Source organism: Mycolicibacterium lutetiense, from assembly GCF_017876775.1.
GTDB lineage: Bacteria > Actinomycetota > Actinomycetes > Mycobacteriales > Mycobacteriaceae > Mycobacterium > Mycobacterium lutetiense.
This window is the reverse complement of the sequence record NZ_JAGIOP010000002.1, coordinates 1,156,697-1,173,038: the sequence shown is the minus strand read 5'-3', so window position 1 is coordinate 1,173,038 and position 16,342 is coordinate 1,156,697. Positions and strand designations below refer to the sequence as shown.

The following is a 16,342-nucleotide window of genomic DNA, read 5'->3' as shown; positions in this document are numbered from 1 at the left end:
TAATTCGTGCCGCGACACCGTCGTCGGGCGCCGTGCAGGAGGGAACCACCGTGACAGTTGCCAGCTCGCCGCAGGCACGCGAATACAGCCCGTTCGACATCACCTCACACGATTTCTGGAGCCAGCCGTTCGCTCGGCGTGATGAGACGTTCGCGCAACTGCGCGCCGCTGACGGATTGAGTTGGCATCAGCCGCTGTCGACCCTGTTCGATGTCGTAGAGCCCGGCTTCTGGGCCGTCACCCGCCGCGCGGACATCCAGTTCGTCAGTCAGCACCCGGAGCTGTTCACCTCGACCCAGGGTGTGGCGCTGGATCCGATGCCGGCCGACGTGCAGAAGTTCGCCACGTTCTTCCTGATGATGGATCCGCCGGAGCACACCACGTACCGCCGCCTGATCAGCTCGGCGTTCACCCCGCGCAACGTGCGCAAGATCGAAGAGCAGATTCATCGCAATGCCGTCGCCGTCGTCGATGACCTGATCGGTGCCGGCGATGTCGACTTCGTCGAGGCCTGCTCGGCGCAGCTGCCGATGCGGACGATCTCCGACATGCTCGGTGTGCCCACCGCCGATCAGCCGGCGCTGGCCAAGGCGGCCGAGAAGCTGTTCAGCATGAGCGATGACGAGTTCTCGTCGCTCGAAGAGCGGGCCATGGCCACCATCAACGAGATCATGCTGATCTCGAACACCGGCGTCGAGCTCGCCAAGTTCCGGCGGGCCAATCCCGGTGACGACCTGATGACCAGCATCGTCAATGCCGAGGTGGACGGCCACCGGCTGACCGACGAGGAGATCGGGGCGTTCCTGATCCTGCTGGCCTCGGCCGGCAATGACACCACCAAGCAGACCACGACCCACGCGATGATGGCGTTGGCCGCCAATCCGGACCAAAGAGATTGGCTGATGGAGGATTTCGACAACCGGATCGGGATGGCCACCGAGGAATTCGTGCGCTGGGCGACCCCGGTGATGCAGTTCGCCCGAGTCGCCACCGAGGACGTCGAGCTGGCGGGTCAGTGGATCAGCGCGGGCGACAAGGTGGGCATGTTCTACTGCTCCGCCAACCGGGACGAATCAGTCTTCACCGACCCGCAGCAGTTCGACCTCAGCCGCTCACCCAATCCGCAGGTCGGGTTCGGCGGCGGTGGTCCGCACTTCTGTCTGGGCAATCAGTTGGCCAAGACCGAGTTGCGACACCTGTTCAGTGAGTTGCTGACCCGGCTCAAGACGATCGAATTCGGTGAGCCCGAGATGCTTTACAGCAGCTTCGTGCACGGCATCAAGCGCGTGCCCGCGCACATCCGGTAGGCGAAGATGCGACTCGAAGTCGATCTGGGCAGGTGCACCGGCCACGGCATCTGCGAATCGATCGCCGAGGATGTGTTCGAGGTTTCTGACGAGGGCATGGTGCAGATCCGCGGCGGCGATCACCCGGAGAGCGACCGGGAACGGTTGCAGCAGGCTGTGACTCAGTGCCCGGCGGGTGCCCTACGGATGCTGGGCTGATTCCCGGTCGAGTGGCCAGTTGTGTCACACGATTTCCCAGAATTCGTGTCATAACTGGCCATTGGGTGAGTGAGGTGTCAGCCCAACGACACCAGCACCCGGCCGGGCCCGCGGACGGTGTAGTTGGTGCCGTAGTCCAGCGGCCCGGCCACCTGCCAGTCGCCCACCGTCTCGATCAGTTCCTCGAGGAAGATCTGGGCTTCGAGGCGAGCCAGGTTCATGCCCAGGCAGCTGTGCAGGCCGAAGGCGAATCCCAGGTGGGACAGCTTGCGCCGGGTGATGTCGAAGTTGTCGGGGTGCTCCCAGCGTCTTGGATCGCGGTTGGCCGCGCCCAGTAGCAGGGTGATCCGTTCACCGTCGGCCATGGCAATGTCACCGACAGCGACAGATTCGCCGACCACGTCGCGGAAGATGGAGTGCGACACAGTTTCCAGGCGATGTACTTCTTCCACTGCATCGAGCGCCAAGGTGGGATCGGCCTGGAGGAGTCGGCGTTGATCCGGGTGGGCGGCCAGGGTCGCCACGATCTGGGCGAGCAGCTTGGCGGTGGTCTCGTTGCCGGCGAACACCAGTTGGGTGTTGCTCGCGACAATCTCCTGTTCGGTCATGTGCTCGCAGGCGTATTCGTGGTCGACCATGGTCCCGATCAGGTCCCATTCGTCGTCGGCTGGGCACGTTCGGCTGGGCAGCTGTTCGCGAATGTAGGTATTGAGTTGGGCTGTCGCGCTTTTGCCGGCCGCGATCAACTCGGCACCGTGCTCGCCGGGCATGCTGTAGCCCTCCGCGGAGGCGCCCATCGCGTCGCTCCATGCGGTGAATTGGCCGACCATCTCCGGTTCCACCCCGAGCATGTGCGCGATCACCTCGGTCGGGATCCCACGGGTGAGCTCCGAGACGACCTCGACCGTTTCCCCGTCACGCAGCCTGGCAGCGACCGGTTCCAGCCGGGCCCGCACGATATCGGTGATGACCGGACGCAGCCGGGCCAATGTCCTGGGCTTGAAATCCCCGGACCAGATCGACCTGATCCGGTCGTGGTGGGGGCCGTCGTAGAACTCCATCGTCGGCCCGCCGAACACCGCGGCGTGCTCCACCTGGCCGCGTTCGGAGCCGAACTGTAAAGGAGCACTGAGGATCTGCTTGACCAGGTCGAATTCGCCGACCATCCAGCGGTTGATCCGCTCGTTGAAGACCGCTCCGCCCAACTCCCGGATCTCGCGGTAGCGCGCCCATGGGTCGGCGACGAACGCCGGGTCGGTGGTGTCGAAGGACAGCAGCGGAAAATGGGTCGCGACCATAGCTGCCATGTTGACAATTTTGTGCAATATTGTAAAGCGTGAGTTTCAAGGATCTGGGCCGCGAACTGTCCAATTGGGGCCGATGGGGGCCCGACGACCAGATCGGGACCCTCAACCTCGTCGAGCCGCATCACGTGCGGGCCGCCGCCGGTGAAGTCCGCTCGGGCAAGGTGTTTCAACTGAGCATCCCGGTGGGCGGGGACGGGCCGCAGAGCGGAATCGGCGGCCGGATCAACCCGGTGCACCTGATGTCGATGCAGCCCAGAGACTGGGAACCGCACGGGCTGCAGGTCGCCGACGACTGGATCATCATGCCGCTGCAGTCCGGCACCCAGTGGGACGCGCTGTCCCACGTCGCCTATGACGACAAGCTCTACAACGGCTACTCCACCGACGAGGTCCGCACCCGGGCCGGTGCCCGTCAACTCGCCGTCGACGCCTTCACCGATCGGATCGCCGGGCGCGGTGTGCTGCTCGACATCGCCCGGTTGCACGGGGCCGACTGGCTCGAAGGCGGCACCGCCATCACGCCGGCCGACCTGGAGGCCGCCGAACAGACACAAGGCGTGACCGTCGGAGAGGCCGACTTCCTGCTGGTGCGCACCGGTTGGCGGGGCCGACTGCTGGCCCGCGGCCGCGATGACTGGATGTCCACCGAGCCGGGCCTGGGCATCGACTGCGCACGCTGGCTACGTGACCGCGGTGTCGCGGCGGTGGGCAGTGACAACTGGGCTATCGAGGTGATCCCCAGTGAGACGGGGGAGACCCTGCCGCTGCACTGCATCCTGATCCGCGACATGGGTATGCCGCTGGCCGAGATTCTCGATCTCGACGCCCTGGCCGCCGACTGCGCAGGTGACGGGGTGTGGAGCTTCCTGTTCGTGGCGCCGCCGCTGCACATCAGCAATGCAGTCGGTTCGCCGGTCACGCCCATCGCGATCAAATGAGCCCGGCTTTTCAGTACCGGCTGCGCACCCCGGTCCCGCTGGTCAGCGTCGAGGACTACCGGACCGCTGCCCGCCGGGCCCTGCCCGCCATGGTGTGGGCGTATCTGGACGGGGGCGCCGAGGATGAGCGCACATTGCGGGCCAATCGTGAGGCGTTCGCGAAGTGGTCTCTGCGCCAACGGGTGCTGGCCGGCCACGCCGGCGCGGACATCGGTGTGACGATCGGCGGGCAACAGCTCGAGCTGCCTGTGGTGCTGGCGCCCACCGGGCTCACCGGCCTGGCGCACTGGTCCGGCGAACTCGCTGCCGCGCAGGCGGCCGAACGTGCCGGGACCAGGTTGGCCCTGTCCACGGCGTCGTCGTACTCCATCGAGGAGGTCGCCGGCGGTACCTCGGCAGACCACTGGTTCCAGCTGTATCCCTGGGGTGATGGCCCCTTCTCGGATTCCATGCTCAGCCGGGCCCGTGACGCCGGGTACCGGACCCTGGTGGTGACCGTCGACGTTCCGGCGCAGGGCAATCGAACCGGGGAGCGGCGCACCGGTATGGGGCATCCGCCGATCCTCACCCCGCGGCGCATCGCCGACGCGGCCATCCGCCCGAACTGGTGGTACGGGTTGTTGCGGCACCAGCGAATGACGATGCGCAGCCTCACCCACACCGCGGGCGCCAAGGGCGCCGTGGAATCCGTCAGCATCCAGAACCGGCGGATGCGGCCCGACCTGAGTTGGCGTGATGTGGCGGCGCTCGGCGAGCGCTGGGACGGCCCGTTCGTCGTCAAAGGCGTGCTGGAACCCGAGGACGCGGTCCGCGCGGTCGACGAGGTGGGGGCGACCGGAGTGGTGGTGTCCAATCATGGTGGGCGCCAACTGAATGGTGCACGTGCCTCGGTCGATGCGCTGCCCGATGTCGCCGACGCGGTCGGCGAGCGTGCCACCGTCTTGCTCGACAGTGGCGTGCGGACCGGCACCGACATCGTCACGGCCCTGGCCCTTGGCGCCGACGCGGTGATGATCGGCCGGCCCTATATCTACGGGCTGGCCGTGGCCGGTGGCGCCGGGGTGGGCGCGGTGCTCGACATCCTGGCCGCCGAGATCCGCTCGACACTGACCCTGATGGGTGTCGCGAGTGTGGCCGACCTGACCCGTGACGTTCTTCGGCGAGCAGACGCTTAGGTACCCGAAAATGGCCGCTAACGGGTACTTAAGTGTCTGCTCGCGCTACTTCTTGGGTGGGCGGGGTCGCACAAGCACAGACTGCTGGATGGCACCGACCGCGCCGGACTGGTCGAACAGCGTCCCCACGGTGGCACCGATGCCGTCGGGTCCGTAATTGGTGTCGGCGCGGATGCCGATCCACTCTCCGTCGGGTACCCGGTGGATGTGCACCACCAGGTCGGTGTTGAGGAACGTCCACTTGCGGATGTCGATCTTGGAGCCGATGCCGTTGGCGTCGTCGGCGACCGCGAACAACCGCTGCAACGGGGTCATCGACTCGCCCTTGACCACGTCGACCGTCGGCTTGAGCCAGGACTCACCCGGGCCCGGTGCCTGCGGCACGGTCAGCCAGCGCCAGTCCACGCTGTGCACGTAGTTGGCCTCCCAGTTCTTGGCCATGTCGCGGCTGCGGGCCTGCTCCAGCGGCGGTAGCGGCTCGACGCCGGTGTGCGCGATCGCGGTGGTGTCCATCTGCAGCATCCGCCACCCGCTGGCCCGCGCCACCACCCGCGGCGCGCCATCCGGCCCGGGCGCCAGCATTTCTGCGCTGACCAGTTCGATCTGCTTGCCCGGCCGCTCCAGCTGTGCCCGCACCCACAGGTCGCCCTCCGACGGCACCCCGCCCATCAGATCGATGGCCACCCGGCTCAACCGGGTGTCGGCGCGGTGTTCGCAGCGTTCCAGTGCCCGCACCAACAACGCCGACACCGGTGCGCCGTGCTGGATGGCGGCCGACCAGGTTCCGCGCGCCATATCGGTTGCAGCGAACTTCTCACCGATCGGGTCGTTCTCGTCGATCAGCTCGTAGTAAGAGTCAGACATATCTACCGTTCGGGTGTTGGTGGTCGTCAGTGGTGATGGTGAGAGTCGTGATCGCCCGGTGCGGGCGTTTCGACCATCAGCGCCTCGACCCGCGACAGCTTGGTGCCGATGAGCCGCTCCGGATACGCGTCGGTGGTGGTGACCAGGAACAGGGTGCGTCCCTCGGTGCCGCCCAGGGCGCATGCGATGGCGGTGCGTTGCCCGGCGTCGATCCGGTGCGTGATCGCAGAACCTTCGGGAGCGATGCGTTGGAACTCGTGGGCCAGGGTCAATGCCGCCCACACCCCGCCCTCGGCGTCGATCGCGAGACCGTCGGGAGGGCCGTCGAGGCCGTCGGCGAACACCCGTCGGTCGGTGAGGCTGCCGTCAGGGCGGATCGTGAACGCGCTCAGCCGTCGCGCCGTGGACTCCGCGACGATCATGGTGCTGCCGTCCGGGGTGATCACCATGCCGTTCGGAAAGTCGAGCTGCTCGGCCACCACGGTCACTCGGTCATCGGGGTCGATGCGCACGATCACCCCGTCGGTCCGGGCCTGGGATCCGACATAGGCCCGCCCATGCTCGTCGACCACCATGTCACCGAGGGCTGCGGGGACCAGGTCGCTGAGATCGGCCAGCGTTACGACGGTGTCGCCGTCGTAGCGCAGTACCTGGCGGCGCTCGGTGGACACGATCAGCAGGGTGCCGTCGGGCCGAAAACCCAACCCGGACGGGGAGTGTCCGGGTACGGGCAGGGTGGTCATGGAGCCCGACAGCGTGACCGTGTGCACGGCTTCGCCCAGCATGTCGGAGAACCACAGCAGGCCTTCGAACCAGCGCGGCCCCTCGCCGAAACAGAAACCATGCGCCAGTTCGGATGTCCCCGTTTGTTCGGTTCCCGCCGTCACGTTCCCGCACCTTTACAAAACACGCCCCAAGTGTCACGCTCGCAGGGTGTCACTGTCAACCACCGGAGCGTCGTGATGAAGAAGTTCTACGGCCACACGCTGCTGTATCTGCACGAGACCATCGACCTCGGGTCGGGCCGGACCGATCGGTTCACCGGCGATGAGCGCTCGCGCGAAGAGAATTTCACCAGAGTCTTCGGCGAGGTCTATCAGCCGATGATGGAGGAACTCGGCGCCCGCCTGTTCTCGATGTGGGAAACCACGCCCTACAACGGGCACTGGCCACAAGTGACGATCATCTGGGAGATCGACGCCTTCGCCGACTATGCCCGGATCGGCAAGGCGCAGGCGGTCGGCGGCAGCCACGAGAAGCCCGCACTGCAGTGGGCTGCCTACCTGTCCGAGGTCGGGGCCCGCGGTGAGGGTCGAATCATGTACGCCGGCAAGTACAACCGGACACTGGCGCAGCTCCAAGAGGCAAAATTCGGTGCCGGCCTGGTGATCCAGGAGATCATGGAGACCAAGCCGGGCAAGCAGGACGACTACATCCGGGAACTGGAGCGGCTGTACGTGCCGTGGTCGGAGAGCACGGGCAAGCGCTGGCTGGGCTCGTTCATCACGACCTTCCGGTTCAATGAGGTGATCCACTACTGGGCGCTCGACGACGACTGGGACTGTTTCGAGAACCACTACCCGTCGTGGAAGGGGGACCCACCCGCGGAGATCGTTACCTGGATGAGTGTGGCCCCCGCTCTTCGCGACGGCTGGGAGGATTCCATACTTTCGGCCCTGCCGCCGTCGCCCCTGAAGTAGGCCTGTGATGAATCAGCCCGTACTGCAAGGTTTCACCTACGACCCGTTCGATCCAGACGTGATGGCCAACCCTCTGCCGTACTACCGGACCCTGCGCGACGAGTACCCGGTGTACTACATCGACAAGTGGGACACCTTTGCGCTGTCGCGGTTCGACGACATCTGGAACATGCTCGGGGTCAACGACGGAACTTTCGTTGCGTCCGAGGGGACGCTGCCCGCCGCAACCGTCCTTGCGCATCGCAACGACAGTGCCGTGCAGGATCCGCCATTGCACCCCATGCCCTTCCATGCCAACTTCGATTCGCCGATCTACGAAGACGTGCGGCGGTGCACGTCAGCGCAGTTCCGGCCGCGGTCGGCGGCCAAGCTGGCCGACAAGATCCGAATGCTGGCCAACGAGCGCCTCGATGAGTTGTTACCGCGCGGCAAGTTCGACCTGACGCAGGATTACGGCGGCATCGTCGCCGCCGCGATGGTCTGCGAATTCGTCGGATTACCAGTCGATCTCGCGCCAGAAGTGCTGGAGACGGTCAACGCCGGCAGCCTCGCCCAACCCGGGGAAGGTGTCGAGGTCGGCAACGCCCGCCCCGGCTACCTGTCGTACCTCACTCCGATCATCGAGCGCCGCCGCGCGGACGGTCATGACGGCAGCGTCCCGATCGCCGATGCCCTGATCGATTTCCGGTTGCCCGACGGATCGGCCTTCGGAGACATGGAAGCCGCCGTGCAGATGCTCGGCGTCTTCATCGGCGGTACCGAAACCGTGCCCAAGATCACCGCGACCGGACTCTGGCAGCTGCTGCGGCACCCCGACCAATTGGCCGCGGTCCGTTCCGATCTCGACGGGAACGTACCGGTCGCCCGGGAGGAGATCATCCGGCACAGTGCACCCGCCCAGTGGTTCGCCCGCACCGTCCGGAGGCCCTACACCGTCCACGGCACCACCATCAACCCCGGTCAACGCGTCATCACGCTGTTGGCCTCGGCGGCCCGAGACGAACGGGAATACGACAATCCGGACGACTTCATCTGGAACCGGCCCATCGAACGGCTGTTGTCGTTCGGCCATGGCCAGCATTTCTGCCTCGGCGTCCACGTGGCGCGGTTGGAGGTCACGATCATGATCCAGGAATTCCTCAGACGCGTGCCCGACTATCACATCGACGAGGCTGCGGCATCCCGGCCGCCCTCGAGCTTCCAGTGGGGCTGGAACAACATCCCCGTGGAGGTGTGACGTGTGGTCATATCGGCTCGTCGCCCCGTATACGTTTGAACGGCAGGATCTTTCAGAGCCATCACCGGAGTCGTTGACCGACGGCCAGGTGCTGCTGGACTTTCTGGCCGCCGGGATCTGCGGCAGCGATCTCCCCGGATTCCGCGGCACGCAGGGCAAGTTACCGGGGGACACCGGCTGCTGTGCGGCGGAGATGAACGGCTTCCCGGTCCACGAGATCGTCGGTGAGGTGCTGGCCAGTCGCCATCCGGACCATCGACCGGGGGAGCGGGTGGTGGGTTGGGCGTCGGGCTTCGACGGTCTGATGGGCCGCGTGGTCGCCGACGGCCACGGGTTGGTGTCCTACGACCCGGCCCTGACCCCGGAGCTGGCTGTCGGTCTGCAGCCGCTGGCATGTGTCCTCTACGCGCTGGAGCAGCTACCGGATCTGGACGGCCGCCATGTCGCGATCATCGGACAGGGTTCGATCGGATTGTTGTTCGCCTATGTGGCAAAGGTTTTCGGTGCCGCACAGGTCACCGGTGTCGATCCGGTGGACCGTGCTTCGGTGAGCACCCGATTCGGAGTTGACCATCCCATCCGGGCCACGAGCGATCGTTGGGTCAGACACCTGGCGCCGACCGGTAAGCCCGATGTCGTCATCGAGGCCGTCGGACATCAGGTCGCCACGCTGAACCACGCATTGGAAGCGGCTGCGTTCGGGGGCACGGTGTTCTACTTCGGGGTGCCCGACGACGACAGCTATCCGATCAGCATGCGCACCATGCTCCGCAACAACCTCACCCTGAAATCCGGTGTCACCCTGGACCGTCAGCGCGTGCTGCGCCGGGCCGACGAGTTCGCCCGGGAGCATCCGGACCTGTTACCCGGCTACGTGACCGACACCTTCGGTTCGGACGATGTGCAGGCGGCGTTCGAACTCGCGTGCCGTCCGGTGCCCGACCGCGTCAAGATCGCGATCACCCGATGAGCGCCAGCAGGTTGCAGGATGCGCTGGCGGCCAACGCCCAGGTCTGGGGCGGCTGGGTGGTCGGGCCGACGATCATCGGCCCCGAGGAGTTCACCGCGGCCGGCTACCACTATGTCGGATTCGACGTGCAGCACGGATATCTCGATGATGCCGACGTGGCCATGCTGCTGCGCCGGCTTGAACATGTGCCGATCGCCACCGCGGTGCGGTTGCCGTCGCCCGACCCCGCACCGATCGGCCGGGTGCTCGATGCCGGCGCCGATGCGGTGATCATCGCCATGGTGGAATCGGCCGAGCAGGCTGCCGCGGCGGTCGCGGCCACCCGTTACGCGCCGGCCGGGGTGCGCAGCTTCGGGCCGCTCCGGGCCGGCCTGGGACAGGACACCGCCGAGCTGGAGGCCCGGGTCAGTGTGTTCGTGATGATCGAGACGGCACGGGGCCTGGCCGCCGCTGAGGAGATCTGCGCGGTGCCCGGCCTCACCGGGATCTATGTGGGTCCGGCGGACCTGGCCATCTCGATGGGATTTCAACTCTCCGACGCCTGGACGCACCCCGACGTGCGGGCGGCGATCGTCGCGGCCCAGACTGCCGCACGCGCGGCCGGGCTGGTCAGCGGAATCCATGCCGGGGCAGGAAAACTCGGAAAGGTCGCGGCCGACTTGGGTTTCCAGATGGTCACCCTGGCCTCGGAATCTCAGGCGCTACGCCGCGGTGCCGTCGAGCACCTCACCGAAGCAACAGGAAATGCCGGTGGTCCGTCCACACCCGGGCAGGCTGCGACCGGCACCGAACGAGGAGGCTACAACTGAACGCAGGAGCAGCGTCGAGCGTCACCCGGGTCGCGTTGGTGACCGGTGCCGCGCGCGGCCAGGGCGCAGCCATCGTGCGCAGGCTGGTGGCCGATGGCTACCGGGTGACCGCGGCCGATCTGCTGATCGACGAAATAAAATCCAGCGCAGCCGAATTCGGTGACCAGGTGCTGGGCGTTGAGCTCGACGTGACGTCGGCTGAACAGTGGCAGGCCGCCGTGCAGGCTACCGTCGACCGGTTCGGTGGGCTCAACGCGCTGGTGAACAACGCCGGAGTGCTGCACCGGGCGTCGATCTCCGAGGAGACGCCGGCGGGGTTCGAAAGCGCTTGGCGGGTCAACTGTCTGGGTCCGTTCCTCGGACTACAGGCGGCCCTTGAGCCGTTACGGCAGGCCGAGGGCGCTGCCGTGGTGAACACCTGCAGCACCGGCGCTGTCCGCCCTTTCCCGCACCACGCCGCCTACGGGTCGTCCAAGTGGGCGCTGCGCGGGCTCACCCAGTTGGCGGCCGCCGAACTCGGCCGCGACGGGATCCGGGTCAATGCGGTGTTCCCGGGACCGATCGAGACACCGATGCTCGACGAGTCGACCCAAGCCCGGCTGATCGACCGGGCCACCCTGGGCCGCCTGGGCAAGCCGAGCGAAATCGCCGATGCGGTGGCGTTTCTGCTGTCCGGTCAGGCGGCGTTCATCACCGGTTCCGAGCTCCTTGTCGACGGCGGCCAATGTCTGCAGATCGGATGACCCAGGTGTCGAGTCCCAGACCACCGAAACTCTCAGTGGGGATCATCGGCGCCGGCCCGGGTGGGCTGGCGCTCGGAATCTTCCTGAAAAAGGCGGGTTTCGGCGATTTCACGATCTTCGACCGCGAAGACGGGGTCGGTGGGACCTGGCGGATCAACACCTATCCGGGGCTGGCCTGCGATGTGAAGTCACACCTGTACTCGTTCTCGTTCGATCTCAACGCCGACTGGAGCCGGCTGTGGGCCGGACAACCGGAGATCCTGGAGTACTTCGAGCGGTGCGCCCAGCGCTACCGGCTGAGCCCGCATCTGCAGTTGAACACCGAGATCACCGCGGCGCGGTGGGATGCCGACGCGAACAACTGGGTATTGACCACGGGGACGGGCGCGCAGCACCGCTTCGACATCGTGGTGTCGGCGATCGGGCTGTTCACCCAGCCGCTGCTACCGGACCTGCCGGCTGAGGAGCCGTTCACCGGTACCGTCATGCACACCGCGAACTGGGATCACAACGTCGCGCTCGACGGCGCCAGGGTGGCCGTTCTCGGCACCGGATCTACTGCCTCCCAGGTAGTTCCAGAATTGGCGAAAGTTGCCGAGAAGGTGTACTCGGTGCAGCGCTCGGCTACCTGGGTGCTGCCCAAACCCGACCGGCCGTACACCGAGCGGGAACGCTGGCTCTTTGCTCATGTGCCGTTTTCCAAGAAGGTCTACCGGACCCGGTTGTGGCTGCGCAGTGAGTCCAACATCGCGGTCATCGAGAACGGCAGCGACAAGACCCAGGAGTTCAAGGCGGTTGCGCTCAACCACCTCGAATCGACTGTGGCCGATGACGAGTTGCGGGCCCGGCTGACCCCGGACCACCCCTTGGGGTGCAAGAGGCTGGTGTTCTCCCCGGATTTCATCGCCACCCTGACGAAACCCAACGTTGAGGTGGTGTCGAGCCCGGCCCGTGCGCTGCGCGCCCGGTCGCTGGTCACCGAGGACGGGCAGGAACTCGACGTCGATGTGGTGGTGTGCGCCACCGGTTATGCGGCCGCCGACTATCTCGGACAGATCGAGGTCACCGGCGAAGGTGGGGTGTCGCTGCACGACACGTGGAGTGACGGGGCATTCGCCTACCTGGGAATGGCGGTGCCCGGCTTCCCGAACTTCTTCATGCTCTACGGGCCCAATACCAACGTCGGCTCCAACAGCGTCATCTTCATCCTGGAGGCGCAGGCCCGCTACGTGGTCCGGGCACTGAAACACCTTCGGCGCAAACGTAAGTCATACGTGGCGGTGCGGCCCAGCGCGATGGCCGCGTTTCTCGCCGACATCGACAGGTGGATGCAGGGCACGGTGTGGTTGACCCGGTGCAGCAGTTATTTCCGGGCTCCCAGCGGTCGGGTGGTCACTCAGTGGCCGCGCAGCGCCCGGGTCTTCTGGTCGATGACCCGCCGGTTTCGGTCCGCGGACTACACTTTTCAACCGCCCACCAATTACCCGGCCCCGGTCACCGCGGCCGCCGATCGGACGGACGGCTGAGCCATGGCCTGGCTGGAACGCCTCGACCCCGCGTTGCGCGGGTTTGCCGAGGCCCGGACCGACCTGACCACCGATCAGCTGGGCGTGGTGCGTACCTCGCTGGATCAGCGTCGTCGTGACGCTGCGCAGGTCCTGGACACCCCGGGGGTCGAGGTCGTCGGGGCCCGCGTCGCACTCGGACGGCGCACCATTGCGGTGCGCATTTATCGGGGTGGGCCCTCGCCGTCCCCTGCGGTGGTCTATTGCCATTCCGGTGCCTTCGTCCTGGGCAATCTCGACACCGACCAGATTCAATGCGTGGAATTGGCGCGCCGCGCCCGGTGCACGGTCATCGCGATGGACTACCGGTTGGCGCCCGAGCATCCGTATCCGGCCGGGTTCGACGACGCGATGGTGGTGCTCAACTGGGCGGCCACCCTGGCCGGCGAACTCGACATCGACGCCGGCCGCATCGCGGTGGCCGGCAGCAGCGCAGGCGGTGCGCTGGCCGCACTGTTGGCGCAGCACGCCGCGGCCGGTTCGGCGCCGCCGATCGTGTTTCAGGCACTACACCAGCCGGTACTCGACGACCGTCCCACCCGGTCCAAGCAGGAGTTCTCCGACACCCCGGGCTTCGACGGCCCGGCGAGCGCAGCGATGTGGCGGCACTATGCGGGTGGCCGGGACATTCCGGAGGTGGCGGTGCCCGCCCGGGCTGCGAACCTGACCGGTGTGGCGCCGGCACTGATCACGTGTTCGGAGCTCGATCCGTTGCGCGACGAGGCGCTCGACTACGCGCGCCGCCTGCTGATCGAGGGCGTTGCCACCGAATTGCACCTGTTTCCCGGGACGTGCCACGGATTCGATGCGTTGCTTCCCGAGTGGGAGGTCAGCCAGCAACTTTTCGCATTGCAGGGTGCGGCGCTGCGCCGTGCCCTGCACGGATGATGCGGTAGCTGGTCACCTCGGCGGTGGTTGTGATCGACGTTGTGGGCAATAATGCAGGTCTGTTCTATCCGGGTTTCGCGCGGACAAATCGGTGCGGCCGGTGCGACGATCGCCGCGGCACGCCCGAGGGGGCCACCCGGTACGGCGGGAGCAGAAGAGCGATGGAGAGGTAACTATGTCGGCCGACGACGACCGGCTCTTGTACTCCGGGGATGCCAGACACGCCAGGGATCCTCTGGCATACGGCGGACTTGACGCCCTCCTGGGCGGACCGGTCGCGGCGCTGCCAAGCGGCCGGTCCCGGCACGGCGACGTCAGGTTATCGACCCCTCCGATCGTGTTGACCTCGAAATTCGCCTCTCCCAGCGAAGCGGAGATCACCGCCAAACTTCCGCCGGTCCCGGGCCGCCCGATCAGCGGGTCATCCTCGGCCGGGAGCTGGATCCTGGAACAGCCGATCCCGGCGGCCGCACCCGGTGAGCCGCGCGCCATCGACAACCTCTCCCGCGTCGGCGTGCGCTCCTCGGTCAAGATGCAGCCACGACGCGGCTGGCGGCGGTTGGTTTTCGCCACCACGCGCCTCAACCCGGGGCTTTCCCGCGACGAACTGTACGAACTCGATCTCTACGCCAGGGTGCGCCGCACGGCGCGCGAGTCCCATCAGATCGGTGTCTTCGGCTTGAAGGGTGGCGTGGGCAAGACCGCCGTCACCGTGGCGCTCGGGTCGGTCCTGAGCGCGGTGCGGGGCGATCGAATCTTGGCCGTCGACGCCGACCCGGCCAGCGGCAACCTGGCCGACCGGGTCGGCCGGCAGTCCGCAGCGACGGTGAGCGACCTCCTGGCCGCCAAGGACCTGTCGCGTTACAACGATGTCCGGGCCTACACCAGCATGAACGAGTCGAAGCTCGAGGTGCTGTCGAGCGACGAGTACAGCGGCGCCCCCCGGGCCTTCAACGACGAGGACTGGAACACGGCAACCACTGCGGTGTCCAAGCACTACAACCTGGTGCTGGCCGACTGCGCGGCCGACATGTTCGCGCCGGCGGGCCGCGGCGTGCTGGCGACGGTTTCGAGCGCGGTCATCGTGGCCAGCGCCTCGATCGACGGTGCCCGTCAGGCGGCAGTGACCATGGACTGGCTGCGACACAACGGCTACCAGGATCTGCTGAACCGCTCCTGCGTGGTGGTCAACCACGTCGGGCCCCGCAAACCCAACGTGAACACCGGTGATCTGGTCCATCAGTTCCAGAAGCATGTGGCCCCGGGCCGCGTGTTCGTGTTGCCGTGGGACAAGCACATCGCCGCGGGCACCGAGATCCATTTCGACCTGTTGCGGCCCGCTTTCCGCCGACGCACACTGCAGCTGGCGGCGGCGCTGTCCGACGATTTCGAGGGCGGGGCCGCGCTAGCTTGATTCGCGGCTCAGCCGAGCGCCAGCTCCCGCGCCACCGCTGCGTGGTACTTGTCGATGTTGGCCGGATTGACCACACGGAACAGCGCATCCGGCAGCGGGGCATCTTTATAGGCCTCGATGGTCATTGTGCGGCTGAACAGCGTGATGTCATTGCCAGGGCGGGTGAATTGATACTGGACGGTGATACGGCCTTCCATGCCGCCGTTGCCGTCACTGTCGTGGCCGAGCCGGCCCACCGAGTTGAACACCCACATGCGCGGTCGCATGGCGATCGCCAGATGCCAGGTGTAGATCTGGGTACCGTCGGGTCCGGCCTCTGTCCAGGTGTCGCCGACCTGCAGCGGCAACCGTTCGGGTAATCCGCCGATGTGTGCGCTGCCCGGGTAGGTCTTCACCCAGTTCGCCGGGTTGGTGACGAAGTCGTAGACCTCCTCCGCCGATTGCGTGAAAGCCGTTTCGGAACTGGTGGTCACGATGCCCAATGCTGTTCGCCTTCCTCGGTGTTCCTGGTGGTCACAGTTCGCAGCCGCAGGATGCCGACGTCCCCGACGAGGGGAGTTCGGCAAGCATGTCCACGCGGGTGCTGTCGAAGCTGAGGAATCCCTGGATGGGCAGGGATTCCGGTGGGGTGTCGGGGTAGCTCCAGGCCACGTCGGTGACGACGGTGTCGCCGACGACCGCCGACCAGTAGGTGGCCGTGCCCTTGTAGTTGCAGTACGACGTGGTCGCGCTGGGCTGCAGAAGATCGGTACGGACGAGGGCGGGGTCGACATACAGCCGTGGTTCCAAGGCTGTTTCGAAGACGATCACCGTGTCGTCGGTATCGACCAGAACGGTCTCGGCGGCCGTCACCCGCAGGCCGCGCCGCGTCGTCCGGCAGTCGACCCGGTGGTAGGGGTTCGGCGGGTAGTGCACGAGCTTGCGGCCCTCTTCGAACCACGTGTCGACGGCGTCCCAGGGCACCGCCACGTATCCCGGTGCCTCGGCGACCGGCTCGTGCGGGAGGCCGCCGACCTCGTCGGCGCGGAATGCGTAACTGAGGGGGCGGCCCGCGCGGTGCACCATCAGGGCGTGTTCGGTGTCGAGTACGGCGACTTCGCCGCGGAAAGCTTGGATACGGCGCGGGTGCGGTTCGACGTAGACCGTGCCGTCAGCGAGTGGGGGAGTGAACCAACCGGCCGGTTGTGTACTCAACGGACCCCGCCCTGCGACGAGACTCATTGCAGC

General features: G+C 66.6%; 17 protein-coding genes. 12 read left to right on the top strand and 5 right to left on the bottom strand.

Features of this window, described 5'->3' with window-relative positions:
- Window positions 1-50 precede the first annotated feature (50 nt).
- A complete protein-coding gene (locus JOF57_RS14990; protein ID WP_209917695.1) occupies window positions 51-1,307 on the top strand; it encodes a cytochrome P450 in 1,257 nt (418 codons plus the stop codon).
- A 6-nt stretch (window positions 1,308-1,313) separates the two neighbouring features.
- On the top strand, window positions 1,314-1,505 hold the full coding sequence (locus JOF57_RS14985; protein WP_209917692.1) for a ferredoxin: 192 nt from the start codon (window positions 1,314-1,316) through the stop codon (window positions 1,503-1,505).
- A gap of 77 nt (window positions 1,506-1,582) precedes the next feature.
- Here JOF57_RS14985 and JOF57_RS14980 read toward each other — a convergent pair whose 3' ends face one another.
- Window positions 1,583-2,812: a cytochrome P450 gene (locus tag JOF57_RS14980; RefSeq protein WP_209917691.1), complete on the bottom strand. Its 1,230-nt coding sequence runs from the start codon at window positions 2,810-2,812 to the stop codon at window positions 1,583-1,585.
- 29 nt (window positions 2,813-2,841) lie between these two features.
- Here JOF57_RS14980 and JOF57_RS14975 point away from each other — a divergent pair, with 29 nt between their 5' ends.
- Together JOF57_RS14975 and JOF57_RS14970 are read left to right on the top strand one after the other, a co-directional pair.
- Entirely contained in the window at window positions 2,842-3,750 is a 909-nt protein-coding gene (locus JOF57_RS14975; protein ID WP_209917682.1) for a cyclase family protein, read from the top strand.
- Window positions 3,747-4,925 (top strand): alpha-hydroxy acid oxidase, encoded by a 1,179-nt coding sequence (locus JOF57_RS14970; RefSeq protein ID WP_209917681.1) that lies wholly within the window; start codon window positions 3,747-3,749, stop codon window positions 4,923-4,925. The genes JOF57_RS14975 and JOF57_RS14970 overlap by 4 nt, the downstream gene beginning before the upstream one ends.
- A gap of 45 nt (window positions 4,926-4,970) precedes the next feature.
- On the opposite strand, the gene JOF57_RS14965 is transcribed toward JOF57_RS14970, so the two are convergent.
- The gene (locus JOF57_RS14965) at window positions 4,971-5,789 is read right to left on the bottom strand and encodes a thioesterase family protein (RefSeq protein ID WP_209917679.1); all 819 of its coding nucleotides are present in this window, start codon (window positions 5,787-5,789) and stop codon (window positions 4,971-4,973) included.
- 26 nt (window positions 5,790-5,815) lie between these two features.
- A complete protein-coding gene (locus tag JOF57_RS14960) occupies window positions 5,816-6,676 on the bottom strand; it encodes an SMP-30/gluconolactonase/LRE family protein (protein ID WP_209917677.1) in 861 nt (286 codons plus the stop codon).
- Between the two features lie 75 nt (window positions 6,677-6,751).
- Here JOF57_RS14960 and JOF57_RS14955 point away from each other — a divergent pair, with 75 nt between their 5' ends.
- From JOF57_RS14955 to JOF57_RS14920, 8 genes are all read left to right on the top strand, one after another.
- Window positions 6,752-7,489 carry an NIPSNAP family protein gene (locus JOF57_RS14955; RefSeq protein ID WP_209917676.1) on the top strand — a complete coding sequence of 246 codons (738 nt, stop codon included), beginning with the start codon at window positions 6,752-6,754 and terminating at the stop codon, window positions 7,487-7,489.
- A 7-nt stretch (window positions 7,490-7,496) separates the two neighbouring features.
- Complete coding sequence (locus tag JOF57_RS14950; RefSeq protein WP_209917675.1) at window positions 7,497-8,726, top strand: cytochrome P450; 1,230 nt, start codon at window positions 7,497-7,499, stop codon at window positions 8,724-8,726.
- 1 nt (window position 8,727) lies between these two features.
- A complete protein-coding gene (locus tag JOF57_RS14945) occupies window positions 8,728-9,696 on the top strand; it encodes a zinc-binding dehydrogenase (RefSeq protein ID WP_209917674.1) in 969 nt (322 codons plus the stop codon).
- Window positions 9,693-10,505 carry an HpcH/HpaI aldolase family protein gene (locus tag JOF57_RS14940; RefSeq protein ID WP_209917673.1) on the top strand — a complete coding sequence of 271 codons (813 nt, stop codon included), beginning with the start codon at window positions 9,693-9,695 and terminating at the stop codon, window positions 10,503-10,505. Before JOF57_RS14945 ends, JOF57_RS14940 begins: the two co-directional genes overlap by 4 nt.
- 38 nt (window positions 10,506-10,543) lie before the next feature.
- Window positions 10,544-11,248, top strand: a complete 705-nt coding sequence (locus JOF57_RS14935) for an SDR family NAD(P)-dependent oxidoreductase (protein ID WP_307870023.1) — start codon at window positions 10,544-10,546, stop codon at window positions 11,246-11,248.
- Window positions 11,230-12,774 carry a flavin-containing monooxygenase gene (locus JOF57_RS14930; RefSeq protein WP_209917672.1) on the top strand — a complete coding sequence of 515 codons (1,545 nt, stop codon included), beginning with the start codon at window positions 11,230-11,232 and terminating at the stop codon, window positions 12,772-12,774. Before JOF57_RS14935 ends, JOF57_RS14930 begins: the two co-directional genes overlap by 19 nt.
- Window positions 12,775-12,777: 3 nt before the next feature.
- Window positions 12,778-13,701, top strand: a complete 924-nt coding sequence (locus JOF57_RS14925) for an alpha/beta hydrolase (protein WP_209917670.1) — start codon at window positions 12,778-12,780, stop codon at window positions 13,699-13,701.
- 175 nt (window positions 13,702-13,876) lie between these two features.
- Window positions 13,877-15,115, top strand: a complete 1,239-nt coding sequence (locus tag JOF57_RS14920; RefSeq protein WP_209917667.1) for a MinD/ParA family ATP-binding protein — start codon at window positions 13,877-13,879, stop codon at window positions 15,113-15,115.
- Between the two features lie 8 nt (window positions 15,116-15,123).
- Here the strand turns inward: JOF57_RS14920 and JOF57_RS14915 are convergent, their stop codons facing one another.
- Both JOF57_RS14915 and JOF57_RS14910 read right to left on the bottom strand, forming a co-directional pair.
- Window positions 15,124-15,597: an SRPBCC family protein gene (locus JOF57_RS14915; RefSeq protein WP_209917666.1), complete on the bottom strand. Its 474-nt coding sequence runs from the start codon at window positions 15,595-15,597 to the stop codon at window positions 15,124-15,126.
- A 31-nt stretch (window positions 15,598-15,628) separates the two neighbouring features.
- On the bottom strand, window positions 15,629-16,336 hold the full coding sequence (locus tag JOF57_RS14910; protein WP_209917664.1) for a DUF427 domain-containing protein: 708 nt from the start codon (window positions 16,334-16,336) through the stop codon (window positions 15,629-15,631).
- Between the last annotated feature and the right edge of the window lie 6 nt (window positions 16,337-16,342).